The sequence below is a fragment of the Paenibacillus sp. FSL F4-0125 genome, from assembly GCF_038008565.1.
Taxonomy (GTDB): Bacteria; Bacillota; Bacilli; order Paenibacillales; family Paenibacillaceae; genus Paenibacillus_AQ.
In genome coordinates this window covers 427,873-452,921 of sequence record NZ_JBBOZJ010000001.1, presented here as the reverse complement: position 1 = coordinate 452,921, position 25,049 = coordinate 427,873, and the positions used below count along the sequence as shown (strand labels likewise).

Annotated in this window: 22 protein-coding genes; 8 read left to right on the top strand and 14 right to left on the bottom strand. The window is 42.5% G+C overall.

Features of this window, described 5'->3' with window-relative positions:
- Positions 1-35: 35 nt before the first annotated feature.
- The 6 genes from NST74_RS02030 to NST74_RS02005 form a co-directional block, all read right to left on the bottom strand.
- A complete protein-coding gene (locus tag NST74_RS02030) occupies positions 36-1,586 on the bottom strand; it encodes a flavocytochrome c (protein WP_341110209.1) in 1,551 nt (516 codons plus the stop codon).
- A gap of 294 nt (positions 1,587-1,880) precedes the next feature.
- Positions 1,881-2,270, bottom strand: a complete 390-nt coding sequence (locus NST74_RS02025) for a RidA family protein (RefSeq protein ID WP_445668120.1) — start codon at positions 2,268-2,270, stop codon at positions 1,881-1,883.
- Between the two features lie 14 nt (positions 2,271-2,284).
- Positions 2,285-3,772 carry a Na+/H+ antiporter NhaC gene (nhaC, locus tag NST74_RS02020; protein ID WP_341110208.1) on the bottom strand — a complete coding sequence of 496 codons (1,488 nt, stop codon included), beginning with the start codon at positions 3,770-3,772 and terminating at the stop codon, positions 2,285-2,287.
- An 80-nt stretch (positions 3,773-3,852) separates the two neighbouring features.
- A complete protein-coding gene (locus NST74_RS02015; RefSeq protein WP_341110207.1) occupies positions 3,853-5,025 on the bottom strand; it encodes a MalY/PatB family protein in 1,173 nt (390 codons plus the stop codon).
- Between the two features lie 36 nt (positions 5,026-5,061).
- Positions 5,062-5,739, bottom strand: coding sequence for a helix-turn-helix transcriptional regulator (locus NST74_RS02010; RefSeq protein WP_341110206.1), 678 nt, complete (start codon positions 5,737-5,739; stop codon positions 5,062-5,064).
- Between the two features lie 238 nt (positions 5,740-5,977).
- On the bottom strand, positions 5,978-6,727 hold the full coding sequence (locus tag NST74_RS02005; RefSeq protein WP_341110205.1) for a WecB/TagA/CpsF family glycosyltransferase: 750 nt from the start codon (positions 6,725-6,727) through the stop codon (positions 5,978-5,980).
- A 152-nt stretch (positions 6,728-6,879) separates the two neighbouring features.
- On the opposite strand from NST74_RS02005, the gene NST74_RS02000 reads away from it, so the two are divergent.
- Complete coding sequence (locus NST74_RS02000; RefSeq protein WP_341110204.1) at positions 6,880-7,923, top strand: YncE family protein; 1,044 nt, start codon at positions 6,880-6,882, stop codon at positions 7,921-7,923.
- Positions 7,924-7,991: 68 nt separating this feature from the next.
- Here NST74_RS02000 and NST74_RS01995 read toward each other — a convergent pair whose 3' ends face one another.
- Positions 7,992-9,515 (bottom strand): DHA2 family efflux MFS transporter permease subunit, encoded by a 1,524-nt coding sequence (locus tag NST74_RS01995; RefSeq protein WP_341110202.1) that lies wholly within the window; start codon positions 9,513-9,515, stop codon positions 7,992-7,994.
- A 192-nt stretch (positions 9,516-9,707) separates the two neighbouring features.
- On the opposite strand from NST74_RS01995, the gene NST74_RS01990 reads away from it, so the two are divergent.
- The 5 genes from NST74_RS01990 to NST74_RS01970 all read left to right on the top strand — a co-directional run bounded on the left by NST74_RS01990 (position 9,708) and on the right by NST74_RS01970 (position 15,118).
- On the top strand, positions 9,708-10,598 hold the full coding sequence (locus NST74_RS01990) for a TetR/AcrR family transcriptional regulator (protein WP_341110200.1): 891 nt from the start codon (positions 9,708-9,710) through the stop codon (positions 10,596-10,598).
- Between the two features lie 31 nt (positions 10,599-10,629).
- On the top strand, positions 10,630-11,319 hold the full coding sequence (locus tag NST74_RS01985) for a response regulator transcription factor (protein ID WP_042123624.1): 690 nt from the start codon (positions 10,630-10,632) through the stop codon (positions 11,317-11,319).
- Positions 11,316-12,320: a sensor histidine kinase gene (locus NST74_RS01980; RefSeq protein WP_341110199.1), complete on the top strand. Its 1,005-nt coding sequence runs from the start codon at positions 11,316-11,318 to the stop codon at positions 12,318-12,320. Before NST74_RS01985 ends, NST74_RS01980 begins: the two co-directional genes overlap by 4 nt.
- A gap of 100 nt (positions 12,321-12,420) precedes the next feature.
- Complete coding sequence (locus tag NST74_RS01975) at positions 12,421-13,182, top strand: ABC transporter ATP-binding protein (protein WP_042123619.1); 762 nt, start codon at positions 12,421-12,423, stop codon at positions 13,180-13,182.
- Positions 13,172-15,118, top strand: coding sequence for an ABC transporter permease (locus tag NST74_RS01970; protein WP_341110197.1), 1,947 nt, complete (start codon positions 13,172-13,174; stop codon positions 15,116-15,118). The genes NST74_RS01975 and NST74_RS01970 overlap by 11 nt, the downstream gene beginning before the upstream one ends.
- Positions 15,119-15,150: 32 nt before the next feature.
- Here the strand turns inward: NST74_RS01970 and NST74_RS01965 are convergent, their stop codons facing one another.
- From NST74_RS01965 to NST74_RS01955, 3 genes are all read right to left on the bottom strand, one after another.
- Complete coding sequence (locus NST74_RS01965) at positions 15,151-15,531, bottom strand: VOC family protein (RefSeq protein ID WP_341110196.1); 381 nt, start codon at positions 15,529-15,531, stop codon at positions 15,151-15,153.
- Positions 15,528-16,082: a GNAT family N-acetyltransferase gene (locus NST74_RS01960; protein ID WP_341110195.1), complete on the bottom strand. Its 555-nt coding sequence runs from the start codon at positions 16,080-16,082 to the stop codon at positions 15,528-15,530. Before NST74_RS01960 ends, NST74_RS01965 begins: the two co-directional genes overlap by 4 nt.
- 69 nt (positions 16,083-16,151) lie before the next feature.
- On the bottom strand, positions 16,152-16,823 hold the full coding sequence (locus tag NST74_RS01955; protein WP_341110193.1) for an O-methyltransferase: 672 nt from the start codon (positions 16,821-16,823) through the stop codon (positions 16,152-16,154).
- A 340-nt stretch (positions 16,824-17,163) separates the two neighbouring features.
- On the opposite strand from NST74_RS01955, the gene NST74_RS01950 reads away from it, so the two are divergent.
- Positions 17,164-18,060: a LysR family transcriptional regulator gene (locus tag NST74_RS01950; RefSeq protein WP_341110192.1), complete on the top strand. Its 897-nt coding sequence runs from the start codon at positions 17,164-17,166 to the stop codon at positions 18,058-18,060.
- 69 nt (positions 18,061-18,129) lie between these two features.
- On the opposite strand, the gene NST74_RS01945 is transcribed toward NST74_RS01950, so the two are convergent.
- Positions 18,130-19,362, bottom strand: coding sequence for an MFS transporter (locus tag NST74_RS01945; RefSeq protein ID WP_341110191.1), 1,233 nt, complete (start codon positions 19,360-19,362; stop codon positions 18,130-18,132).
- Between the two features lie 188 nt (positions 19,363-19,550).
- Here NST74_RS01945 and NST74_RS01940 point away from each other — a divergent pair, with 188 nt between their 5' ends.
- Positions 19,551-20,126 carry a TetR/AcrR family transcriptional regulator gene (locus tag NST74_RS01940; protein WP_341115806.1) on the top strand — a complete coding sequence of 192 codons (576 nt, stop codon included), beginning with the start codon at positions 19,551-19,553 and terminating at the stop codon, positions 20,124-20,126.
- A gap of 83 nt (positions 20,127-20,209) precedes the next feature.
- Here the strand turns inward: NST74_RS01940 and NST74_RS01935 are convergent, their stop codons facing one another.
- From NST74_RS01935 to NST74_RS01925, 3 genes are all read right to left on the bottom strand, one after another.
- Complete coding sequence (locus tag NST74_RS01935; RefSeq protein ID WP_341110190.1) at positions 20,210-20,692, bottom strand: NUDIX hydrolase; 483 nt, start codon at positions 20,690-20,692, stop codon at positions 20,210-20,212.
- 34 nt (positions 20,693-20,726) lie between these two features.
- On the bottom strand, positions 20,727-22,442 hold the full coding sequence (locus NST74_RS01930) for an ABC transporter ATP-binding protein (protein ID WP_341110189.1): 1,716 nt from the start codon (positions 22,440-22,442) through the stop codon (positions 20,727-20,729).
- 311 nt (positions 22,443-22,753) lie between these two features.
- The gene (locus NST74_RS01925; RefSeq protein WP_341110188.1) at positions 22,754-25,006 is read right to left on the bottom strand and encodes a beta-L-arabinofuranosidase domain-containing protein; all 2,253 of its coding nucleotides are present in this window, start codon (positions 25,004-25,006) and stop codon (positions 22,754-22,756) included.
- Between the last annotated feature and the right edge of the window lie 43 nt (positions 25,007-25,049).

Genomic DNA, 25,049 nt, shown 5'->3' with positions numbered 1-25,049 from the left:
GGTTCTTTTGTTTTAACCAGAATAGCAGTTAAATCTTATTGTGCTTGCACGAACTCAGCAGATTTAATCCCTGCTTGACGGCCGAAGATAATGATCTCAGCTACAGAGTTACCGCCGATCCGGTTTTGACCGTGCAATCCACCTGTAACTTCACCAGCCGCATACAGGCCAGGAATAGCAGCGCCGTCTTTATTTAATACTTCTGTGTTCGTATTGATCTTCACGCCGCCCATGGTGTAATGAATCCCTGGAGCGATCTTAATAGCGTAGTAAGGACCCGCGGACAAATCGTTGTCCATCCCTGTTGTTCTGCCGAATTCAGCATCGTTCTTGTTCTTTACCGCGCTGTTCCAAGTATCAAGTGTCGCTTTTAGCTTATCGGCTGGAACACCGATTTCTTTCGCCAATGCTTCGATGGTATCCGCTTGGATTACGAAGCCCATTTTGTCATATTGTTCAATTGCTTTCACGCGTGATTTGACGCCGGAATCAAAGACAAGCGTTGTCGCTTTTTCAGGAAGTGCATTGATCGCTTCGGTAACTTTATCACGTGTAGTCAATTCGTTTACGAACCGTGTGCCTTCGCTATTCACGAGGATAGAACCTTCGCCGCGTACAGCTTCCCCGATCAGATAAGATTTTTCTTGTTGAACTGTTGGGTGAACCTGGATTTGATCCATATCAACGGTGGTTCCGCCAAGTGCCTCAATCATCTTGATGCCGTCGCCGGTACTGCCGATTTGGTTAGTCGTTACGTATCCTTCCAGATCAGGTCTAACTTTTGATATCATATCCATGTTGGATCCAAAACCACCTGTTGTTACAACAACTGCCTTCGCTGTAATGGTTTTTTCATCAGCTTGGTTAAAGAGTACTTTGACGCCATTAGCCTTACCGTCTTTTTGAGTAATTTCTTTAACATCCGCGTTCACAAACAGTGGAATTTCTTTTTCTTGTACGTTTCTAACCAACCCTTTGACAAGGTATTGGCCTACCGCAGAGCCGTCTTCTGGACGGTGGGTACGTTTTTCGCTCATGCCGCCTGTGATCGTAATATTGTTCAGCTTGATTCCGATCGAATCCAACCAATCGATCGCACTTGCGGAATTGTCAACGAAGAAACGAAGCATCTCTTTATCATTCGTGTCATGGCCGCCCTTTAAGGTCTCTTCATAAAACTTATCATTGCTATCTTCAATGCTTTGCTCTTTTTGAAATTTCGTTTGGGAAGCGTTCATTCCTGAGGAGGATTTACTTGTATTCCCACCTGCAACCGGCATTTTTTCTAAAATAACAGGGTTCAAGCCTTTGGCCTTAGCTTCCAGTGCAGCAGACATTCCTGCACCACCAGCACCAACAATAACGATATCATAATTATCTTTTAATTGATCCAGTGGTGTGTAACTAGCTTCTGATGCACCTGATACGGCTTCAGCTTTATCATTTTTGGCCGTCTCATTTACCTTACTTTTGTTCTCGTTACCATTACTATTACCTGCGCTGTTGCTATTACTGTTACCGCAGCCTGCGATTACGAGCATGACAGAGAGAATGAGAATGAGAGCAGTACTTGTTGTCTTCTTCATCTTTATAACGCCCCTTTGTGAATGTTTTCACATTTATGATAACGCAAAGTCGATGTTTTGTGAAGGTATTTCTGTAATTAGTTATGATTACTGTTACATTTTCATGTATATTTTCACTTAAATTTTCATAAAAATTCTTGCTTTCAATATCTCCGCAGCTTACTACTCAAAAAAAAGCCACCCTTTCCAGGGCGGCCATCTGCCTTATTTTCTAATCCTTTTTCCATACAGGGTGTGCAGGCTTAACTATCTGAAATTCTAAAGTAACCCGTAATTTGAGCGCTACTGGATCACTTATGGTATATAAGCTATAACTTCAATTTCTACGAGCCCATCCTTAGGCAGACGTGCTACTTCAACAGCGCTGCGAGCAGGGTATGGCTGAGCAAAAAACCTTCCATAAATCTCATTCACCTTAAGAAAATCATTCATATCCTTTAGGAAAACGGTCGTCTTTATTACCTGATCCATGCTTGTACCCGCCGCTTCCAGTATGGCTTTGACATTCAGCAATGACCGTTCCGTCTGCTCCTCAACCGTAGCAGGAAAAGTCCCATTAACCGGGTCTAGTCCGAGTTGTCCTGAAGTATATAGGACGTTCCCAAGCTTTACAGCTTGAGAGTAAGGTCCAATTGCGCTTGGTGCATCCGTTGTTATTACAGTTTCTTTATGCATATTTGTCATTTTAAAAGACTCCTTTATCCAGCTTGTTCATTAGTGTTACCGTCATATTCCTTTAGCATTTCTGCCTGTTGCTCTGGCGTTAACTTCGCGATACCGAATCCCGTGAAGCCCCATATCGTCGCAAAGATTATTCCTGTCCAACAGAGAACAGCCCAAGGTAAATAATCTAGCGTTGCAACACCCAGCGTACCCGCCATATAAGCACCTGCAGCTGTCCAAGGCAGAATAGGCTCGGTAATCGCCGCTGAATCCTCGATGGTACGTCCCAAGTTCTTCGGATGCAAGCCACGACGGATATATGCTTCACGCAGCATTTCACCTGGCATTAAGATGGATACCTGACCATTACTTGTAACTCCGATCATCGTAAGACCTGTAACAATGGTTGCTACGATCATTGAACCTGTGGAATGGACGAACTTCAAAAGCTTATTAACAATCAATTCCAAGGACTTGGTCAGAGATATGGTTCCAGCGAACGTGATTGCACAGAAGCAAATGAGAAGTGTACCCATCATGGAGTTCATTCCGCCACGATTTAGAAGACGGGGTACATCTTCAATAACGTTGGCAGAATCAAACCCAGCAACTTGAACCATAGAAATATTAAATCCATTAACAACAGAAGATACGACGTCATTCAACGTAAATCCCTGGAATACAAGTGCGTTGGCCATAGCGAACATGGAAGAGATCAGCATAACCGGTATTGTCGGTTTCTTCGTAATCGAACCATACAAAATGATTAATACAGGTACTAAAAGCAGCAGATTAAAGTCGTAAATTGTATCCAACGATCCCATGATTGTTCCAACCTTCTCCGGAACAATAGCACCTGCGGCATCTGTGTTTAGGCCTGTGATAATAAAAACAACGCTTGCGACAATAAAGGAAGGAATTGTGGTATACAATAAATGTCCAATATGCTCATATAGATTGACACCTGTTGCTAACGCCGCAATATTGGTTGTGTCTGAAAGCGGTGACAATTTATCACCAAAATAAGCACCTGCAACTACAGCACCAGCCACTGCTGCTAAGTTTGCATCCATACCCGCGCCAACGCCCATAAAAGCAACCCCGATCGTTCCCGCTGACCCCCAAGATGTGCCCGTACAAAGCGAAACGGCAGCTGTCGCAATAAATGCGGTAATAAGCAGAAATTGTGGACTAATGATTTTCAATCCATAATAAATCATCATCGGGATCGTCCCACCAACCATCCATGCCCCAATCATAAAACCAACCATGATCAGAATTAGAATGGCAGGCATCGTTTTCGCGATCTTACCAGCGATAGATTCTAGTATGTCGTTGTAGCTATAACCAAGAATAATCGCGATAATACCAGCAACAACCGCAGAGGTAATAATAAGTGGTTCTGGTGGTAATTCAAACAACACATAACCTAAACTAAGTAGCACAATCATCGTAATAATCGGTAATAGTGCTAAGAACATCGTCGGCTGTTTCTTGATTTTTGGTGATTCTGATTTGGACATGATTATTTTCCCCCTTGATACGGATCTGAGAAAGCTACTAACGAGGTCTTTCAAGGTCATTGATAAAACATATATTATTTTTAATTTTTTAAAGGATAGGCTCGGTACAGCCGATGAAAAGCTTCTTGCAACATGGGCAGTGGCGTTGCAATATTTAAGCGGATAAAGCCTTCTCCTGATGGCCCAAAACCTGTTCCAAAGCTCACGCTAACCTTCGCATCTGACTCAATCCACTGTTTTAGCTCTGCTTCGTTGGTACTAATTGCTCTACAATCCACCCATAACAGATAGGTTCCCTCTGACTCAATCACGCAAAGCTCAGGCATATATTCAGCTATATAAGCTTTCACCCAAGCAATATTGGCTGTGATATACTCTCGTAATTCTTCCAGCCATTCATCGCATTCCGTATAAGCCACTTCTAAAGCAGGTACTGCAAAGAAGGTGGGGTTATGACAGCCTGCCTGCTGTAAGCAATGTCTGAATTTCTCACGCAGCTGATCATTTGGAATCACGATGTTAGCAATTTCAAGGCTTGCAAGATTGAAGGTCTTCCCTGGGGAAGTACAGATAAATGATCGCTGCTCTGCCTCGGTCGATATCTTCCCGATTATCGTATGCTCATGGCCTTCATGGATAAAATCGGCATGAATATCATCCGATACAATATAAGCATCATACTTTGTACACAAGCTAACGATTCGTTCCAGTTCAGCTCGTGTCCATACCCGTCCAACCGGATTATGCGGTGAGATGAGCAGTACAATTTTAACCCCTGCTTGCATTCGTAACTCCATATCAGCAAAATCGATCTCATAACGCCCATTCACTTCACGAAGTGGACTTTCCACTAATACGCGGTTATTTAGCTCTACCGATTTAGCAACCGGCTGATAGGCTGGAGTATGGATTAACACTTGATCACCTGGTTGAGTGAAATTCTGGATGATCAAAGAAACCGCTTGCACAATACGAGGGCAAAACACGATCCATTCTTGCGGAACCTCCCAAGCGTAAGCTTTTTTAATCCATCCCTGAACTGCATCATAATAAGGTGGAAAAGGATCGGTATATCCATATATGCCATGCTTCGCCATCTCCGTTACTCGATCTATCACCTGTGGAGGGGCTTGAAGATCCATATCTGCGACGGAAAGCGCTATCATTTCTCTGCCCAAAACTTGCGCCATACCATCCCATTTAGCGCAATTGGTCCCATAACGGCTAACAACCTTATCAAAGTCGATTATCATCTAGCCCACTTCCTCTTTTGAGAGTTCTGTTTATTCTCACTTAATTTTTTGCAAATAACGATAAACTGTTGGCTCAGATATCATCAAGGTCTTAGCGACTTGAGAAACTCCACCTTTAAGTAGAAACACTCCCTGCTCGTTAAGTACTTTCACAAGTTCAATCTTCTCTTTCGAGGACAATCGCTCTGCCGGGACATTAATTTTACCGAGCACTGAATCAATCATGTGCTGGAGCAGGTCATCTACGTTGCCTTGTAAATACTCTTCCGGCTGCTTCTCTACAACCTCTTGTTGTGGTATTAACGGTACTGGTGGAAGTGTTGATCCTCCTTGCAAAATGTTTTGTATCCACTCAGCTGCAACCTCCATATGCGTGACATCAATGTTAATACACATCATGCCGACCAATTCGCTGCTGCTGTTTTTAATATAATAAGTAGCGGAGCGAAATACCTGACCTTGCGAACCACGCGCTTTATAGTTAGCAATAAACGGTTGCTCACGGTAGGACTCATCTTTCAACAGCTTAAGCACGAGATCTGTTGAACTATCGCCTACTTTACGCCCACTAATGTATCCGTTCTCAATAAATATAATTGAACGCTCTGGGTTGCTTATATCATGAATAACAACCTCACATTTTGAACCTATAATTGAAGCAATAAAAGAAGCGATTGGAAAATAGGACTCCAGGCAGCTGCGATCTTCTAACATGTGAGCATCTCACTCCTTTCGTTTTACGTCTTTTCTATTTTGATAATAATTTATTATCTTGATAATATTTTATTACAACATTCTTAAAAAAGCAATCAGTAATATATTGGAATTGCTCCAGCCAATAATCTCCCATAAATACTTAGGGCATATTTCCTGTAAAGCGATAACAAAAAAAAGTCTTTCACTATTTCTACAAATTGCAGAAATAGTGAAAGACTATATTTACTGCTCTGCCTTATTTCCTAATCATAGCTCGATACACGAATTTAGGAAGAACTGCTTGCCTGCGCCAGCGCGACTTTTGTCCTTTGGCAACGGGGGCGAATAACAGTCGATGCAGCCACTCTAAGTTGAGTTTTTTCCATATCGCAGGGGCTGGAGTCACTTTTCCCGCTATAACATCCAAGCTTCCACCCACGCCAAAAACAACCTTAACTTGTGAAAGAGCCTCTTTGTGCTTATACACCCACTTGTCAGAGTACGGAGCCCCCATCGCAACGATCAGGAAATCTGGCTGTGCGTGCTGAATCTCTGCCACAATGGTCGGTTCCTCTTCTTTAGCAAGAAAACCATTATGTCTTCCGGCAATTTTCACATTCGGATATAGCTCTGTAATCTTTTCGACCGCTTTACAGCTGGTATGCTCATCCGTGCCTAAGAAATAAAAACTCCATCCCAGCTTATTCCCTTGTGCGAGCAGCTCAAGAAGTAGTTCATACCCCGTAACTCGTTCAGCTATAGGGTCACCTTTTCTTCTCGATGCCAGCACAATGCCAATCCCATCAGGAGTAATCAAATCTGCCTCATGGAGTATGGTTCGAAGCAGCTCGTCTGATTGACTTGTTATCGTAATTTCCGGATTCGCTGTAATCAAATGAAATAGCTTCGGTTCTCCGGATTGAATATGTTCTGTTAGATGAAGCGTTGTCTCATCAAGTGTTAGCTTTGAAAATGGAACGCCTAATATGGAAACTGTCCCAGCCATTTAATCACCTCTTACTGAAAAGTTCATTCCAGTATACCTTACCTTATTCTATAAGGATAGTCAGTGTCATCTTGCAACGATAATATGTAGTACCCTTTTGCCCTTGCCCAAATATAATGAAGCATCTAGTCATTTGAAGAGGGGGTTATATCATGGCGTTACCCACCATCATAACCACAGTTCCCACATCCGTACCCGTCGGAGATATTGAGGTAAATCCCATAACCAATCGGGTATACTTCGTAAATCCTAATACTACAGCCGGAACTGTCGGTGTTTTGAGCACCTTAACCAATCGGATCATTGCAACCATCCCGGTAGGTAGATTTCCACTGAAGCTAGCAATAAACCCAAGAACAAACCGTGTGTATGTCACCAACTTCCGGGATGGGACAATATCTGTAATTAGCGGACGGACAAACCGTGTAATTAAGACCCTCCAAGTGGGCAGCAACCCTGATAGTGTTAACGTTAATGTTCGAACGAACCTGATTTATGTGTCGAGTGCCTCTGGCATCGTAACCGTCATCGATGGCAGATCGAACAGCATTCGGACTACTATCCAGATCGGCGGCCGCCCTTCCGCTATCGTCATTAATAAACGTACCAATCGCATTTATGTAACAAATACGATCAACAACTCCGTATCTGTCATCAACGGCTGTACACAAACTGTGATCGCAACTATAAAAGTTGGAAACAATCCAGTGATCACACCAGCGCTAAATCCGGTCACAAACCGTATTTATGTAGCGAACAACTTAAGCCGCTTTCTTTCCGTGATCAATGGCCGCACCAACAAGCTCCTCAAGAATGTACAGCTTGGACGGCTACAAAGCGAGATCATCCTTAATCCGCTTACGAACCGTGTTTACGTGTCCAGCGCTCAACAGGTTAAACAAGGGAAGCTTTTTGTGCTTAATGGAAATACCAATAAGGTGATCGCAACTAGAGTGTTATCTTCCTCCTCCAGCACATTCATCAATCCGATTACAAATCATTTATTTGTCAGTAATTTCAATAAGAACAGAATGTCCGTGTATAACGCCAGTACGTTTAAAAGAATTGCGGTATTCCCCTCCGTAACAGGCGTTAATATTGCACTTAATCCACTATCGAACAGGTTATATGTCGCGAACGACAAATCCGTCACAGTCATTCAGGATGGTCCGAGATTAACACATCGTTCTAAGTAATCTTCATAAATTAACATTAGCAAAAAAAGGCGCATCACCTATTAGGTGAGCGCCTTTTTGAATATAGACTAATGTGTTGTAACCTGCTTAGCAGCTACTTTCTTTGCAGTCACTTTCTCTTCTGCCGTTTCCTTTGGCTGTACGCCCCTTTTAATAAAGAAGGCTAGAATAAATGCAATAATCGCTACACCTACAGATACTAAGAATGCATCGTTAATTCCTTCAATAGTGGCTTTCGCAATGACTTGATTTTGGATACCAAGCAATTGGTCTGCCGAAGGTTTAGACGTTAATTTACTTACAGCATCAGCGACCATATCCTTCACATGTGAAGTGGTACTGTTAGACATAATGGTTACGAGCAGTGCTCCGCCAATCGCCCCTGAAACTTGCTGAATCGTACTGTTCATGGCAGTACCATGGGGTGTGTATTTGGCTGGGATCGAGTTCAGACCATTGGTCATAACTGGCATCATCACCATAGAGATCCCGAACATTCTCACAGAATACAGAATCATGAGTGTCGAATATTTAGTCGTTTCAGTCAAATCACTAAAGAAATACGTGCTGATCACTACAATCGCTAAGCCGATTATCGCTAACACCTTACCGCCGAATTTATCGAACAATTTACCTGTAATTGGTGACATTACACCCATAATTAGCGCACCAGGCAACATTAGAAGTCCCGAATCCAGCGGTGAAATTCCTCTAATATTTTGCAGGTAGATCGGCATTAGCATCATCGCAGAGAACATTGCCATATTCAGTGTAATCGAAATCGCTGAAGATAAAGCGAACATCGGATATTTGTACACTCTGAAGTTAAGCATAGGCTCCTTCATCTTCATTTGGCGCATAATGAAGATCACTAATCCAATCGCTCCGATAATAAGCGCAGAGTAGACCATTGGATCATCCCATCCTTTGTTCCCAGCGGAACTGAAGCCGTATAGAAGACCCCCGAACCCAATCGCTGATAGAACTACGGATAAGAAATCGATCTTAATCGCCACATCTTTTTTAGGATCATGCAATTTAAAGAAGGCCAGAATAAACACCAATACGGCGATTGGAGCAATCATAAAGAATAGAACAGGCCATTCATAGTGCTGAATAATCCAGCCGGATAATGTAGGTCCGATCGCTGGTGCAAAAATCATAACCAACCCGAACATCCCCATAGCTGAACCACGTTTCTCAGGAGGAAAGGTTGTGAACAATACGTTCATTAATAATGGCATCATGATCGCTGCCCCTGAAGCCTGAACCATTCTGGCGATCAACAACACAGGGAAACTTGGAGCAAAGCCTCCGATAAAGGTTCCTATCGCAAATAATCCAATGGCAATTAAGAATAACCGTCTCGCAGTATACTTTTGAATCAAAAAGGCTGTTGAAGGAATCATGATCCCGTTCACTAGCATATAACCTGTTGATAGCCACTGTACCGTTGAGGCACTAACATCAAAATCCTTCATAATCGATGGTAAAGCTATATTGAGTAGAGTATTACTCAGTAAAGCAACAAAAGCACCAATCATGAGGATTACCAATATCCCGTAAGACGCTTTACTTTCTTTTGCTTTCATTTTGGAATCCTCCATTCTATAATCATACTAACGGTTCAAATTTGAACTTCAGTTACAAACCAGTGTACAATATAATACTCTCTTATTTCCTGCTTGGCAAGAAAAAAATCATTTAAAATTGAAATTGTATTAAGTGGAAATATAAGCTAGTCTATATTGGAACAAAGAGTCCAGCTTAAAGGGGCAACTCAGATGATAAATAAACGCAAAGAGCAAGTGATTCATAAAGCACATGAATTATTTATTGAAAAAGGCTACCACGCCACATCCATTCAGGATATTTTGAATCATAGTCGGATCTCCAAAGGATCTTTTTATAACTATTTCCCTTCTAAAGCGGATCTCTTTAAGGCTGTATTTACGTCCATTCACGATCAGCTTGAAGAAGGGCGAAACTCGCTGCTCATTGGTCAAGATCCCTCTGACATTAAGATATTTGCCGAGCAAATTCAGTTGGTCATGAAAATTAATAAAAAAAATAAGTTGTTACAGCTTGTTGAGGATGCTCTGGTCTCCAATGATCCAGACCTAATAACGTTTATCAAAAAAACGAAGTTCAGCCTGCTAACCTGGGTATATGAACGTTTCCTTCATATCTTCCCTGCAGATAAGAAACCCTATTTACTGGATGGAGCCATCATTTTTAACGGGATTCTGCAAAATATGCTGCAAATCAACAGTGCTATGAATGAAGTCATCACTTCTGAGCAAATCATTAATTATTGCACTACGCTTATCCAAACTATTGTTGAAGAAGTAAGTCAAAGAGGCATTCAGCTCATCTCCCCGGATCACGTGGACAAGTTATTGCCCGCTTCGGAATACACTGACTTTTTCAATAATGATTTATCCTTTGCGACCATAAGCTTGAAGAAAATTATAGAGAGATCCTTTTCGCCCGGTGATGCGAAACTCACTAATTATCTAAAGCTGTTATACTTTATCCAGGAAGAAATCATGAACAATAAGGAACCAAGACAGTTCTTAATCGAAAGCGCTCTGCTATCCTTAAGGACATGCCCTAATCTAAATGAAACCAAAGAGTTTAAGCATTATCAGGATGTATTATCTAAAATGCTGTAAACACTAACTAACAAAAAGTGTGGTGAAGCATTTGTTCAAGCTATTATTAATTGAAGACGACACGACGCTGTTTAATGAGATTAAAGAGCGACTTACGCAGTGGTCTTATGATGTGTACGGCATTCAAGATTTCAGCAATGTCACGCAGGAATTTATAGAGATCAAACCTGATTTAGTTATCATCGACATCCAATTACCTAAATTCGATGGATTTCATTGGTGCCGAATGATTCGCTCCCACTCCAACCTTCCGATTATCTTCTTATCTTCCCGTGATCATCCTACGGATATGGTGATGTCGATGCAGCTTGGAGCCGATGACTATATACAAAAGCCCTTCCATTTCGATGTACTCATTGCCAAGGTACAAGCGATTCTTCGGCGTGTCTACAATTACAACACAGATAACATCGAACTCAAGACATGGTGTGGAGCAACCGTGGATTATGAGAGAAATCTATTGACCCATAACCTGGGATCGATTGAGCTTACAAAAAATGAGATTTTTATATTAAAATTGCTGATTGAGAAAAAGAATAAAATCGTCACCCGGGAGGAATTAATCAATAGCCTGTGGGATGATAAACGTTTTATTAGTGACAACACCCTTACCGTCAACGTAAATCGGCTTCGAAAGAAGCTGGATGAGCTTGGATTGGGTGTTTTCATTGAGACGAAGGTGGGACAAGGGTATATGGCCATCGAAGAGGAAGCACTATGATTAAAAAGTATCTCTTGGAAAGAATCAGCTGGATTATACTAGTTCTCTTTACCAATCTATTTATACTCTTTGTTACCTATATGGATCCATCCATCCCACTCTCTTCGGTTCTCTATGTGATCTCTTTATCGATGTTTTTTTTCCTGATGTTCTTAATCCTTCGCTATCCCAGGGAAACCAGGTTCTATAAAAGCTTAGCTGAGCGAGATGATGATCTGGATGTAACAAGTATCGCCACACCCGAAAGCCCGTTTGAGCATATTATTGAAGAGAGCATCACCAATCAAGCTAAATGTTTAAAACAAGCGGCTTCGAATAATCAGATGACGTTAGAGCAGGAAAAGGATGAACTGTTGTCTTGGATTCACGAGGTGAAAACCCCTCTGACAGCGATGCATCTAATGATTGAGCGTATGGAAGATGAAGGAATGAAGAAAAATCTGACCTATGAATGGCTGCGTATTCACCTTCTGCTGGACCAACAGCTTCATCAAAGGCGAATTCCTTTTATCGAGAATGATTTATATATAGAACATATCGATTTAGAAACGCTTATTTTCGGGGAGATCAAGACGCTGCAATCCTGGTGTATTCAGAAAGGCATTGGCTTTGAACTGAACTTGGAGGTAGCTGAAGTGCTTAGTGATGCCAAATGGCTGGCTTTTATCCTCCGACAACTCCTAACCAACGCTGTAAAATATAGCGAAGCATCCGATATTACTGTGAACAGCTATCAGCAAGACGAGCATATCATTCTTGAGGTGAAGGATGGTGGGCGCGGAATAGATCCCAAAGATCTGCCTCGCATATTTGATAGAGGATTTACTTCTACAACAGTACATCGTGACAATGCCGCCACAGGCATGGGATTATATTTAGCCAAAAAAGCAGCCCAATCCTTGTTGATCGTTATCGGCGTTGAGTCGAGGCTCGGATTAGGAACGGCATTCACTTTAACCTTCCCGCTCAAAAATGAATTCGTGAAGCTCTCGAGCGTGTGACAACAATGTCACATGCTTTTTTATTTTGTTCGGGCAATCGAAGGATAAGAAAGGTAAAGCCTTTTATAATAAAGCTTATAGAAAAGGGGAGTGAATCATTATGGCAATTCTAGAAGCCACTAAAATTCATAAAAGCTACGGTAACAAATTAAACAAACAATCCGTGCTGAGCGGGTTAGATATTTCAATAGAAGAAGGCGAGTTTGTCGGTATTATGGGCTCTTCCGGTTCAGGAAAGACCACACTGCTTAACGTTCTTTCGTCAATTGACCAGATCAGCAACGGATCGATTACCATCGAGGGTAATGAAATTTCTAATATGAAAGAAAAGCAATTAGCTGAATTTCGGAAGAATCATTTAGGCTTTATTTTTCAAGAGTACAATCTCTTGGACACGCTGACGGTGAAGGAGAACATCCTCTTACCGCTATCCATTACCAAAACACCCAAGAAAATCGCCAATGAGAAATTTGAAAACGTCGCGCGGGAACTGGGGATTTTAGAGTTAAAGAATAAGTACCCGAATGAAATTTCCGGGGGGCAAAAACAACGTACCTCTGCAGCTCGGGCCTTCATTCATGATCCAAGCATTATTTTTGCTGACGAGCCTACGGGAGCTTTGGATTCTAAATCTGCTTCTGATTTGTTAAACAAGCTGAGTGAACTCAATCAAAGACGGAAAGCAACAATCGTTATGGTTACACATGATCCGGTGGCAGCGAGTTATTGCAGCAGAGTTATTTTTATAAAGGATGGTACGATCTATACGCAACTAAATAAAGGAGAACAATCAAGACAAGTCTTCTTTAATGACATCATAAAAACACAAGGTGTACTGGGTGGTGTGCAGAATGAGCATTAATGTACTGATGCTTCGAAATCTGCGAAAAAACATCAGAAATTACTATCTGTATGTATTTGCTCTCGTTTTTAGCGTGGCCTTATATTTCGCCTTTGTTACGTTGCAGTACGATCCTTCGATGGATGCGGTAGAAGGCTCGATCAAAGGTGGCGCAGCAATCAAGGCTGCCTCAGTCTTACTGGTCGCAATTGTATCCATTTTCCTGTTATATGCTAACACCATCTTCATCAAACGTCGGGGGAAGGAAATTGGCCTGTTCCAGTTAATCGGGATGACCAAAGGTAAAATATTTCGAATTCTTTCGGCAGAGAACTTCATTCTATATTTCGGATCTTTAGTTCTAGGGATCGCCGTAGGCTTTTCTGTTTCAAAGTTAATTCTCATGATTCTTTTTAAAACGATAGGGGTCGATGCGATAGCCTCTCTTCGTTTTTCTACTCCAGCCCTGATTCAAACGCTGATTGTATTCTTTGTAATCTATCTCTTAATCATGCTGATGAATTATAGCTTTATTAAAAGACAGAGCATTTTATCCTTATTCCGGGTGACCTCAACCACAGAAGGCAATGTGAAAAAGCTGTCTATCTTTGAAATGATTATAGGGATCGCTGGGATTGGATTGATTCTGCTTGGCTATTCGATTTCATCTCGATTGTTTAGCGGAGACTTAACATCAATGACTGAGCTATCTATAGCCATGATCACTATTCTGGCTTCAGTTATCATTGGGACTTATCTTTTTTATAAAGGCTCTGTAAGCTTTATCTTTCATCTCATTCGCAAAAAGAAAAACGGGTATCTAAATATTAAAGAGGTGTTGTCACTCTCCTCCATTATGTTCCGAATGAAATCAAATGCCGTATTACTGACCGTCATTACAACGGTATCAGCGCTGGCGCTAGGTTTATTATCCTTGAGCTACATTTCGTTCTACTCTGCTGAGAAAAGTGCGAAGCTCTATGTTCCGTCAGATTTTATTCTTACGGATATCCAGGAGGCTGAACAATTTAAAGAGGCATTAACGGCTGAAAATTTGATGTTTACAGAAAAAATAACCGAAGTCATTCAGGTAGATGTAAATGTGGAGAAACTACTAGGTAACAATCCCCAGGCAATCGGTATGATGTCGAAGAATATGACTCTCCCTGTCATTAGTGAAAATTCTCTTGAGGGCATTGATCTATCCCCGGATGAGGCCTATTTTACGAAGACAAGTAGTGCAATGGAGAATCTAATTAGTATGAAAGACAAAGGTGATATTGAACTCAAGGGACAACATGAAGTCATTCCGCAGTTTTATAAAAGAATTGATATCGAAGCCCCCGTTTTATTCTATTTCACGGGTGGCGGCTTACCCCTTGCTATTGTAGACGACACGACCTTTGAACGCTTAAAGAAGGATCTAGATCCAGCCCTTCAAAAAAAGTCCTCTCTTAATATCAGCATCGATATGAAGGACCGGTCAAGCGTTGAACACGCTAATGAGCTTTTTCAGAACATGAAATTTAAAAAAGACAGCAAATACGACTCTCAACTGGAGACGAAAAACAATCAAAAGCAAAATATGGGACTTATCATGTTTATCGTTGCCTTTCTGGGGCTAACCTTCCTGATTACCTCCGGATGTATACTTTACTTTAAACAAATGGATGAAAGTGAGAATGAAAAGTCCAATTACACGATCCTGAGAAAGCTTGGTTTCACGCAAGGGGATCTGCTTAGAGGGATTCAGGCGAAACAATTATTTAATTTTGGGATTCCATTAGTCATTGGATTGCTTCACAGCTACTTCGCCGTAAAATCAGGATGGTTCTTCTTCGGTACAGAGCTCATGACACCGATGATTCTGGTGATGCTGCTGTACACCGCTTTGTATTCGATTTTTGCAGTGCTATCCGTGTTCTATTATAAAAAAGTGATTAAAGAGTCGCTTTAAAACAAAGAGGGTGTTCCAAAAGCCAGCATGGTTTAGGAGCACCCTTTTATTTTACTTCTAAAACATATGATATTGCCATCCGGGTCCCGAAAATGTAGTGACCTTGCCCCCCAAGGATAGGTAGTAGGTGCAGTTACAAATTCAACATGAAGTGCCTTTAGTCGTTCATACTCCATATCAACATCATCAACATTAAAGCCTAATGTGAAATTACCAGATCCCCAATATTTAGAAAAATCAAATTTCATATCTGATTCCGCGGCTTGCTTTAAGTATATTGCCAATCCAGTACCCTTCGTTTCAATGGTAGCATGAATGTGATCACCTTCAGCTTTGGTTTGCAATATAACTTCATAAAATGTTGTCAAAGTGGTTACATCCTCTGTAATTAAACCAATATCAGAAAAGATCATATCTCTTCTCCCCTATCTTCATATTCCATTCTAGTTAACCCGTAGAAGACTAGATCCTCGAATTTATCCCATTTTAAAATATGCCGTTTAAATTCCCCTTCAAATCTCATCCCAGATTTTTTCATAACGTTCGAGGACGCAGGATTTCTAGTCATTGCCGCTGCCCATATTTTATTTAATAGCAGGTCTTCAAATCCGAAATCAATCAGTTTCTTAGCTGCTTCAGTCGCATAACCATTTCCCCAAAAAGGTTCTCCTACCCAATAAGCAAGCTCACCTCTTTTATGCGATTTGTCTATATTTAGACTCATACAACCTATTAGGGTGTTGCTCTCTTTACCAATTAAAGCAAAAGGAAATCCATCCCCCTCGTCTGCTCTCTTCCTACAGGCACTAATCCAAGATTCAGCCGCTCCATCTGGATATGGATGGGGAATGGACAATGTTGTTCTAGCTACTTCCATATTCCCAGCAAGCTCTTGAACGTCACTTGCATCTGTGGATTGAAACGGTCTTAGCATTAACCTTTGTGTTTCAAATGTAGGTTGCATAGAAAGTACCTCTCACTATTGGATTTTCAATAGATTATATTACAATTACTGGATTTTGCAATACATAACTCAGCTATTCACAATCCCTAATACGAATCCATCATACCCTTTACTTCCCACCGTCTGAATGGCAGTAGCCGATATCCTAGGTTCTTCTGCTAACAGATCATAAAATTCCCGTACACCTACTACACGAGGATCTTTGCTATTCTTATTAATGACCTCGCCTTCACGTATCACATTATCCCCTATAATCACCGTTCCAGGGCGGGAGAAGTGAAGCGCCCATTGTAAATAGTTAGGATTATTCGGCTTATCTGCATCAATGAATATAAAGTCAAAGGGCTCCACACCCTCTTGTTTCATCTGAGACAATTGCCCCAAAGCATCACCTATACGAAGTTCTATCAGTTCATCTACTTGAGCAAGCTCGAAATTGGTCCCAGCAACCTGAGCATGCGATGGATCTAGCTCCAAAGTAACGATATGTCCGTCAGACGGGAGGGCTCTTGCCATCCAAATCGTGCTATACCCACCTAAGGTGCCAATCTCCAGAATCCGGCGTGCACCTTTCATTTGAACCAATAGGTTAAGGAATTTGCCCTGACTAGGTGAAACATCAAAAGGTGGTAGGCCTGCCTGCTGATTGGCGAACAATACTTCCTCCAGCACAGAGTCCTGTGGAATTAGACGCTCTGTAATGTAGTGATCAACTTTATCCCATGTAGTCGTTTGATTCATATTTATCACTTCTCCTTTGAAATAAAATTTTCATTTCCACAATTAGGGATCGGTCGTAACTACGAGGAGTGTTTGGACTTCCGGCCGCTGTTGTCTCCAGATTTCCTTTATATAACCAATACTAGTGGTTGAAATCCGGAGACAAAGGCGAACGCTACGCTCCTACAGTTCCAAACCTCCTCTTCGTTACTCCTTTCCCTAACTAATGATTCACATTCAACTTCAAGTTCAACTTTATACCTGTATTGTAAATCAGTTATAATCATAAATATAATATATCTTTAAACCTAAAATATATATTAAATATATGAATTAAACGATAACAGATAGGAGCTTAACCATGAATCTACACGCTTTGCGCTTATTCCATGTGATCGCATCAATGGGCAGTGTGACACGCGCCTCAGAAACTTTAAATATCAGTCAGCCTGCTATTACGGCTCAGATCAAAAAATTCGAAAAGGAACTATCCTTCGCCCTATTTAAGCCTCAAGGCAGAGGAATTGCTTTAACAGATGCGGGTGAAGAGCTTGCCCTACTCGCGAAAAGACTGTTCGCCGTTGAACAGCAGATCGAACAATTTGCTCAAGATTACGTAAACGGCACGAATGGAAGTATTCGTCTAGCCGCGACGTATTTGCCCGCTCACTTCCTTATCCCTACCTGGATTGCAAAGTTCAAACAACAATATGAGCAAGTGGAAATGGTGATTACTACCACCAATTCAAGCGATGCTCTGAAGCAGCTGTTAAATGTAGACGTGGATATGGCGATTTACGGGGGAATTGCTGAGGCCTATCCAGATACGATCCAGACTGAGGAGTTATTTCAGGATGAGCTATGGTTTGTGGTCGCGCCTCATCACCCTTATGCCAATCAGCAAGTATCTTTATCCGAAATGATGAAGGAGTCTTTTGTCATGCGTGAGGAAGGGAGTTCGACGAGAGAGAGATTATTATCGTTATGCCGTACATATAATACGCCAGCTCCCACGATCTCTTTGCAATTTAACGGACTTCATGAAGCGATTCAAGCCGTTATCGCCGGGTATGGCGCCAACTTCGTCTCTTCACTCGTTGTTCGCGAATATGTTGAACGGGGAGAGTTATGCCGAGTTTATGTTGAAGGCATACATCTGAAGAATAGCATTGCGATCTGTACGCGAAAAAATGAACCGTTATCCGCCTCGGCGGCAAACCTTATCCACATGATTCGCCAAAACCCTTATACGATGTAGCATTTCTTAAAAAAACTGCTCTCTAAGCTGACTATCTTCAGCCCGGAGAGCAGTTTCTTTAATACAGCCTTACGCTTGCTTCTTCTCCGTTAAATAGTACAGGAAAGCCAAGATCGGCAGCGCCAGACCAATCAAGCTGGTCAGACTCCAGCCCCCGTACGCATATGCCCAGCCGCCTAGTGAAGAGCCAACGGCTCCGCCTACAAAAAATATCGCCATAAATAATCCGTTTAAACGTCCTCTCGCCTCGCTGCCAAGAGAATAAATCGCCCTTTGTCCAAGCACCAGATTACCCGATACCCCCATATCCAGCATGATAGCTGCTGCAACCAGCAATCCAAGCGTTACTCTCGAATCGTCCTGAAACAAGTAAGCTAGGAGAAAAGCTACAGCTGCCAGCACAAACGCAAGTCCGGTCAACGGCCGGGTCCAGCCCCGATCAGCCAATCTCCCAGCGATGGGAGAAGCGATAGCCCCAGCCACCCCGGCCAATGCAAACAAGGCAATACCTTGCTGACTTAAATGATACGTATCGGCCAGATGCAAAGACACTGTCGTCCAGAACAGACTGAAAGCTCCAAACAGGCTAGCCTGATAAATCGCCCGGCGGCGTAGCACTGGCGTACTCTTCAGTAAAGTACCTAGAGAACGGATCAATCCGCCATAATTCATTGTAGGCACAGGTTGGCGCTGCGGCAGCACACGGGATAATAGAAGTGTTAATAAGGCAATCACTACGGCGGATATAGCATAAATCGCATGCCAGCCCCACAATCCAGAGACAAAGCTAGCCAGTGGCCGGGCGAACATAATACCGAGCAGCAGCCCACTCATTACATTACCGACCACCCGGCCGCGCTGCTCTTCAGCAGCCAGAAAAGACGCATACGGCACAAGAATCTGGGCAGCTACGGAACCGAGGCCAATGAACAGAGACGCTCCCAGAAAGATCGCCGCATTCGGAGCCAGTGTGGCTGCTGCCAGTGACACCACCACCACAGCCAGTGACGCCACTGTCAGGCGGCGATTTTCAATAATATCGCTAAGCGGTACTACGAACAAAAGTCCAAGAACGTATCCTACCTGGGTCAAAGTTACAATCAGACCCGCTGCCCCAGAAGAAAGCTGCGTAGCTTGGGCGATCTGTCCGATCAGGGTTTGAGCGTAATACAGATTGGCCACAATTAGTCCGCAGGAGGCCGCTAATAGAAATGTAATCCATCCAGGGATCGTCTTTCCTTCTGAAAGTTCCTTCGCTGAATTTACCGAATTTGCCCGACTCATTTGACTTCCTTGATTCATGAGATCTCCACCCTTCGATTTTAAATACTGAACGTGACGTTTACTAATTGATTTAAATATATACTGAACGTTCAGTTTTGTAAATAGGCGATTGCCTACTTCATATAGCTTTTTGTATAATGAACGTATAGTTTCTTTTTTTGAATCGTAAGTTAGACAAAGGATATATGAATCGGGAGGGATCTATGATGGATAAAAAAAGAGGACGACCGCGCAATAGCGAAGCCGAGGCTTCTATTCTGGCAGCATCGTATGATCTGCTACTGGAGACTGGATTTGGTGCGGTGACCGTAGAGAAAATCGCGGAACGGGCCAAGGTAAGTAAAGCGACCATTTATAAATGGTGGCCTAACAAAGCAGCCGTGGTCATGGACGGCTACCTCTCTGCAGCATCCGCAAGATTGCCAGTGCCGGACACCGGTTCGGTCATGGACGATATTATGATGCATGCCACAAATCTGGCTAATTTTCTTCGCAGCCGAGACGGAAAGATCATTACTGAGTTGATCGGCGAAGGGCAATTCGATGCCGGCCTTGCTGAGGCCTATCGTGCGAGGTTTTTCGCTCCCCGCCGCCAAGAGGCGCGACAGTTGTTGGAGCGTGGGGTGACCCGAGGCCAATTAAAAGCGGATCTGGATATTGGGATCACGATTGATCTGCTCTATGGACCGATATTTTATCGGCTACTGATTACAGGGGATGAGCTAGACGAAGCTTTTGTGAAACATTTGATCACCTCTGCCTTTGAGGGCATCAAAGCATAACAAGAATAAACGTCTTTGGCGAAACTTATACTTTCTTATATTTTAAAAAGCCATCCTTTGCAGGATGGCTTATCACTTTTATTTTACACCGTTCGATCTAAATTAACTTCAAACGTGTCTCCAGTTACATAATCCATATACCTCGTATTCCCATCGTAATCCAAATAAGCTTGATAGCGGGCACGAATAGCCGGTTGTGTAATCCAATCCAGTACTTTCTCTTTTGCCACCCACATTACTTCAGAGGTTTCCTCCGAGGTACATAATTCCCCACCCACGGGCTTGCAGATAAAATCAAACATGACCTTAGTAGGAACATCCGTCACACCGTCATACCATTTATGGATACCTGTATTCGAATACACACCAACCAATTGAGAAACCGTGACATCTATTCCACTTTCCTCTTTAATTTCTCGAACTAATGCATCGATTAGGTTCTCTCTAACCTCTACTTGTCCACCAGGATATACCCAGCCACCATCATGAGTCTTTACTAAAAGCATATCTCCTTGCTCATTTTCTGCGAATCCACCTACCGCTACAATATGTGTTGGCCATGCCATAGATCACACCTCTTCTTTAGAAGATGTTAACAATTTAATCAGCATCTGTAAACGATATTTTTCTACTCCATAACGCTTTAAAAGCTTCACAATGCTCTATCAAATCATCAAAATTCCCTTCACCCACAACCGAACCCTGATCCACTACCAGTATCTTATCAACGTCTTTTATGAAATTTAATCGGTGGGCAACAATGATGATGGTTTTGTCCTTAAATTCCTCCAAAATCGTCTCCATGAGACTTTGCTCCGTGATATTATCAAGTGCCGACACCGGCTCATCCAGAATTAATATATTTCTTTTTTGGGCGATGATTCTGGCAAAAGCTAATCGCTGTCTTTCCCCTCCTGATAATTTGACCCCTTTTTCACCTACCAAAGTATCTAAACGATCCGGCAATTGGCTTATTTTTTCCTGCAGATGAACTTTCCCCAAAATCTCATAAAGTTCTTCATCGGATAAGGTATGCTCATCAAATACAATATTGTCCCTGATTGTGGCATCAAAAATCGGTGTGTCCTGTGATAAGTAAGAGATATGATCATAGTAACTATCCAGATGGATCTCATCGATATCCTTACCGTCCAATAAGAGTTCACCTTTGTCCTTTTTTAATAATCCTACGATCAATTTTATCAGGGTAGATTTCCCGCCCCCGCTTAATCCGACAATCGCAACAGACATTCCTCGCTCAATCGAAAAGGTTAGGTTATTCAAGATTTTCAATTGCCCATAATCAAAAGATACGTCCCTAAATTCAATATTACCGTGGATCTCTGTGACGACTTCTCCGGACTCCAAGTTTCTATCTTCTGGGGCCTCAATAAATTCCTCAAATCTTCTGTAGGTCACTCTGTTCAGTCTGAAATCTACAAATAGAACATTAAAGATGGCAATCGGCGAGTAAATCTTATCAATAAACATAAACAATGCGACCACAACACCAAGTGAGGTATCACCTGCAACAACGCTTTTTACACCGTAAATCAAGACGACGACCTTAATTACCGTAACAAACAGCTCGAATATCGCAAAAAAAGCTTCGTGGATCATTTGTAGCTGAGCATTCTTATGAATGATAGTGCGTGCGGTCTGGCTTAACTTATCAATCTCTTTCTCATATCGTTTATTCGTTCGGAAGACAACCAATTCCATGAATCCACGGATAGAGAATCTGGACATCTTTTCTTGTTCCTGGAGAATGGTAGCCTTCATCGCATACAGAAATTTCAACAGCAGATTCGTTATTAGAAAGACGACTACGTAGCCGGCTGCAATGACTAACATGATCCTTAAATCATAGAAGCTAATAAAGATTAAACTGAACAGAAGCGTGGGCAATAACTCATGTAATGTTTTAAGAAAAAAAGAATAGATCATGCTGTTTCCAGCCGCTGCCCCGTTCTCGATCACTTTAATCATCTGCCCTGTGCCGATATCCTGATAGGCTTGATAGTCGATTTTGGATATTTTGGATAGTGCAAGTATCTTTAATCTCTCCGTTATACTGTTCGATAAATAAACACTAGGATATTCGTCCACATAATTTAGGATCACGACGCCTGCCAGTAAAACTCCATACACCATGATTAAATTAGATATCTCACTGAAGCTGCTCATCACCGCGGCCTTGTCTAATATTTTTTGAAACACTACAATCCCTAAACTACTCAGCAGCTGAATAGTAAAACCCAATAAAATATAACCGCATATCCACCACTTTAGGTTAGATAGACTCTTTTTCAACATATCGTTAATCCCCTATCTTTTAATTGAATGCAAAAAAGCCAGGCAAACCCCACCCTCCAACTGTTAAAAACCACCCACAAATAAACGGTTCTCAAAGTTAAATAAGTTAAGTGCCTGGCTCTATACAAAAAGCTGCCTATGGCACCATTCAAAGCTCTAGTTAATGTAATCAAAAGGATAGACTCCCCCCTTGATAGCTGGTACGCGTTTGACCCAGCCCGATAACTAGTTACTTCGAACGATACGGAAAGACATCCATTTCACCCCAATTAAAAGAATTGTACCTATTATAATTCTCTAATCCATATATTTCAAGAATTACGTTTAACGATACGTAGACCTGCCACTTGGCCCACCTTATGTCCTTCATGTGAAGCGAACTTGATCGTAACCGCTGATTTGCTGCTCGTGATCGTCCGCGGAAGCTCGTAACGAATGGTCTCCAGCTTGTTCATCTCTTCAGACTCAAGGACGCCTAGCCCAAGTTGTTCCCCATCTGCCGTAATATCGAAAGCCACCGAAGTATCATTGGACTTCAAATACGTTACCACCAGATCCACTTGCTCCTCTGGCAAGACTTCCATCGTGAAGGAGAGCCAGCCATTGATCCAGCTATCGCGATACTTGCGGTTGTAGATTTTGCCTAAGCCTACATACTCTCCTTCGAAGTTATGGTCACGTTCAGGTTGCATTTCAGCAGGTTGTACTGAATCGACGGTTAGCTGTTCAAGCAGCAAGTTATTCTCCACGGCTTCGCGATATTCAACTTCTATCAGCTTCCATTCCTCCGGCGTGAACAAATCCCAATACACGGAATAACGATGATCATGCATAGGGTAGAATGGACGAAGCTCATGATCCGCCGTATATCCTAAACCCTTCATCCGGAACACATTTTTACTCACATTAGACTGAATGAGGTTGTCCGTTAGCGTCTCGCGATCACCGATTAATACGGAAGCAAGGGCGCGATCGCTGCCTAGCTCTGCATTTATAGCTCCAAAATCACCTGCGAGCACAAGCGGTCCGTAGAGGAAAGCAATTCGGTTCGGATTATCCGGCATAGATTCGATTCTTACCGACATTGGAATATCGTATTCGACAACGTCCCCATCCTGCCATACTCTATCCAGCATAAGGTAGCTAGATTTGCCTGCCTTCACTTGAATGTCTTCCCCGTTTACCCTAACGTTCATCCCTTGCTCAGCCCAGTAAGGGTATCTTAGCTTCAATGTGAATTTAGTCGGTTTCTCTGTGCTAATACGCAGGGTGCCTTGTCCCTCTTCAGGGAACTTGGTCTCTTGCTTCAAACGAATGCCTTGCTCTTTCCAAGTCACTGTTGAAGGTACGTACTGATTCACATACAGCTCATCTGCGCTATGGAAGTAAATCGCCGACCCATACATAGAATGGCTTTCCATTCCTGAGCCTACACAGCATGTAAAGCTCTCAAACTGGGAGTTGAACGACTTATGTCCACCCATTTCGAGGGATACAAAATAACACACACGTCCATCTACCGGCTCCTGAGAAGCCAGGATATGGTTATACATTGCACGTTCGTAGTAATCCGCATATGCGGCATAAGCATCCCACTGGAACATATACTTGGTCAGCTTCAGCATGTTGTAAGTGTTGCACGTCTCACAGGAGCCTTCGCCCAATCGATCATTTAGCTTATCCGGTTCACCGAAATGCTCATTGTAGCTGTTGCCGCCAATCACATAGGAATGATGATTCACAACCCGCTCCCAGAAGAAGCGTGAGATACCTGCATATTGCTCCAGTCCTGTTACTTCATATTGTCTTGCTACTCCAATAATCTTCGGAATCTGAGTATTGGAGTGTCTTCCGGCTAGGGTATCTTTTTCTACGGCCAGATCATTAAGAACTTCGCCATGGTAAAAGCTTTCCGCCAAGGCAAGAAAACGATCATCACCGGAATCCTCTGCCAAATCCGTGAGTGCTTCATTCATGCCGCCGAATTCACAGCGCAGTACCTCTTGGATCTGATCTTTACTCAGCCCTGCAAAAATATCCTCAAGCCACAGTCCCAGCTTCGTTTCAAGCACCAGTGCCTTCTGATTGTCAGCCAAACAATAAGCATCGCGGAGACCCGCAAATAGCTTATGCATCGTGTACAGCGGTACCCAGCCACCGTTGAGGTCAAAGCCTTGCGAGCGAATGTCACCTGCCTTCACTTCTTCAAACAGTTCTTTGCTGCGAGGAATACCGGAGATAAAACCATTGCCATGTGCATTCTGACACTGCTCTAATTCATCTACTACATAATTCACACGTTGAAGCAGCTCTTCATTCCCCGTAGAAGCATACATCAACGCACATCCAGATAGATAATGTCCTAATGTATGACCGCTAATGCCCTGAGCTTCCCATCCCTCATAATGGGCAGCTTTGGGCGCTAAGCCAGCATACTCGCGAAAACGTGACAATAACCGGTCAGCCTCCAGCTTTAGTAAATAATCCGTATTTAACTCCATCGCATGGAGAAGTGGACCTGACTCTATGCGTACGTCCTTCAGATCAAAAGCTTGCGTCTTCAAAGAAACCTCTCCCTCGCAATCTTGTCAGCGTTTTCCGACAAGT

Coding starts and splice junctions, on each gene's coding strand:
- NST74_RS02030 (WP_341110209.1), bottom strand. CDS start 1,586: ATGAAGAAGACAACAAGTACTGCTCTCATTCTCATTCTCTCTGTCATG.
- NST74_RS01995 (WP_341110202.1), bottom strand. CDS start 9,515: ATGAAAGCAAAAGAAAGTAAAGCGTCTTACGGGATATTGGTAATCCTC.
- NST74_RS01980 (WP_341110199.1), top strand. CDS start 11,316: ATGATTAAAAAGTATCTCTTGGAAAGAATCAGCTGGATTATACTAGTT.
- NST74_RS02005 (WP_341110205.1), bottom strand. CDS start 6,727: ATGGCTGGGACAGTTTCCATATTAGGCGTTCCATTTTCAAAGCTAACA.
- NST74_RS01990 (WP_341110200.1), top strand. CDS start 9,708: ATGATAAATAAACGCAAAGAGCAAGTGATTCATAAAGCACATGAATTA.
- NST74_RS02010 (WP_341110206.1), bottom strand. CDS start 5,739: ATGTTAGAAGATCGCAGCTGCCTGGAGTCCTATTTTCCAATCGCTTCT.
- NST74_RS01940 (WP_341115806.1), top strand. CDS start 19,551: ATGGATAAAAAAAGAGGACGACCGCGCAATAGCGAAGCCGAGGCTTCT.
- NST74_RS01950 (WP_341110192.1), top strand. CDS start 17,164: ATGAATCTACACGCTTTGCGCTTATTCCATGTGATCGCATCAATGGGC.
- NST74_RS02015 (WP_341110207.1), bottom strand. CDS start 5,025: ATGATAATCGACTTTGATAAGGTTGTTAGCCGTTATGGGACCAATTGC.
- NST74_RS01955 (WP_341110193.1), bottom strand. CDS start 16,823: ATGAATCAAACGACTACATGGGATAAAGTTGATCACTACATTACAGAG.
- NST74_RS01970 (WP_341110197.1), top strand. CDS start 13,172: ATGAGCATTAATGTACTGATGCTTCGAAATCTGCGAAAAAACATCAGA.
- nhaC (WP_341110208.1), bottom strand. CDS start 3,772: ATGTCCAAATCAGAATCACCAAAAATCAAGAAACAGCCGACGATGTTC.
- NST74_RS02025 (WP_445668120.1), bottom strand. CDS start 2,270: ATGACAAATATGCATAAAGAAACTGTAATAACAACGGATGCACCAAGC.
- NST74_RS02000 (WP_341110204.1), top strand. CDS start 6,880: ATGGCGTTACCCACCATCATAACCACAGTTCCCACATCCGTACCCGTC.
- NST74_RS01960 (WP_341110195.1), bottom strand. CDS start 16,082: ATGCAACCTACATTTGAAACACAAAGGTTAATGCTAAGACCGTTTCAA.
- NST74_RS01935 (WP_341110190.1), bottom strand. CDS start 20,692: ATGGCATGGCCAACACATATTGTAGCGGTAGGTGGATTCGCAGAAAAT.
- NST74_RS01975 (WP_042123619.1), top strand. CDS start 12,421: ATGGCAATTCTAGAAGCCACTAAAATTCATAAAAGCTACGGTAACAAA.
- NST74_RS01945 (WP_341110191.1), bottom strand. CDS start 19,362: ATGAATCAAGGAAGTCAAATGAGTCGGGCAAATTCGGTAAATTCAGCG.
- NST74_RS01930 (WP_341110189.1), bottom strand. CDS start 22,442: ATGTTGAAAAAGAGTCTATCTAACCTAAAGTGGTGGATATGCGGTTAT.
- NST74_RS01965 (WP_341110196.1), bottom strand. CDS start 15,531: ATGATCTTTTCTGATATTGGTTTAATTACAGAGGATGTAACCACTTTG.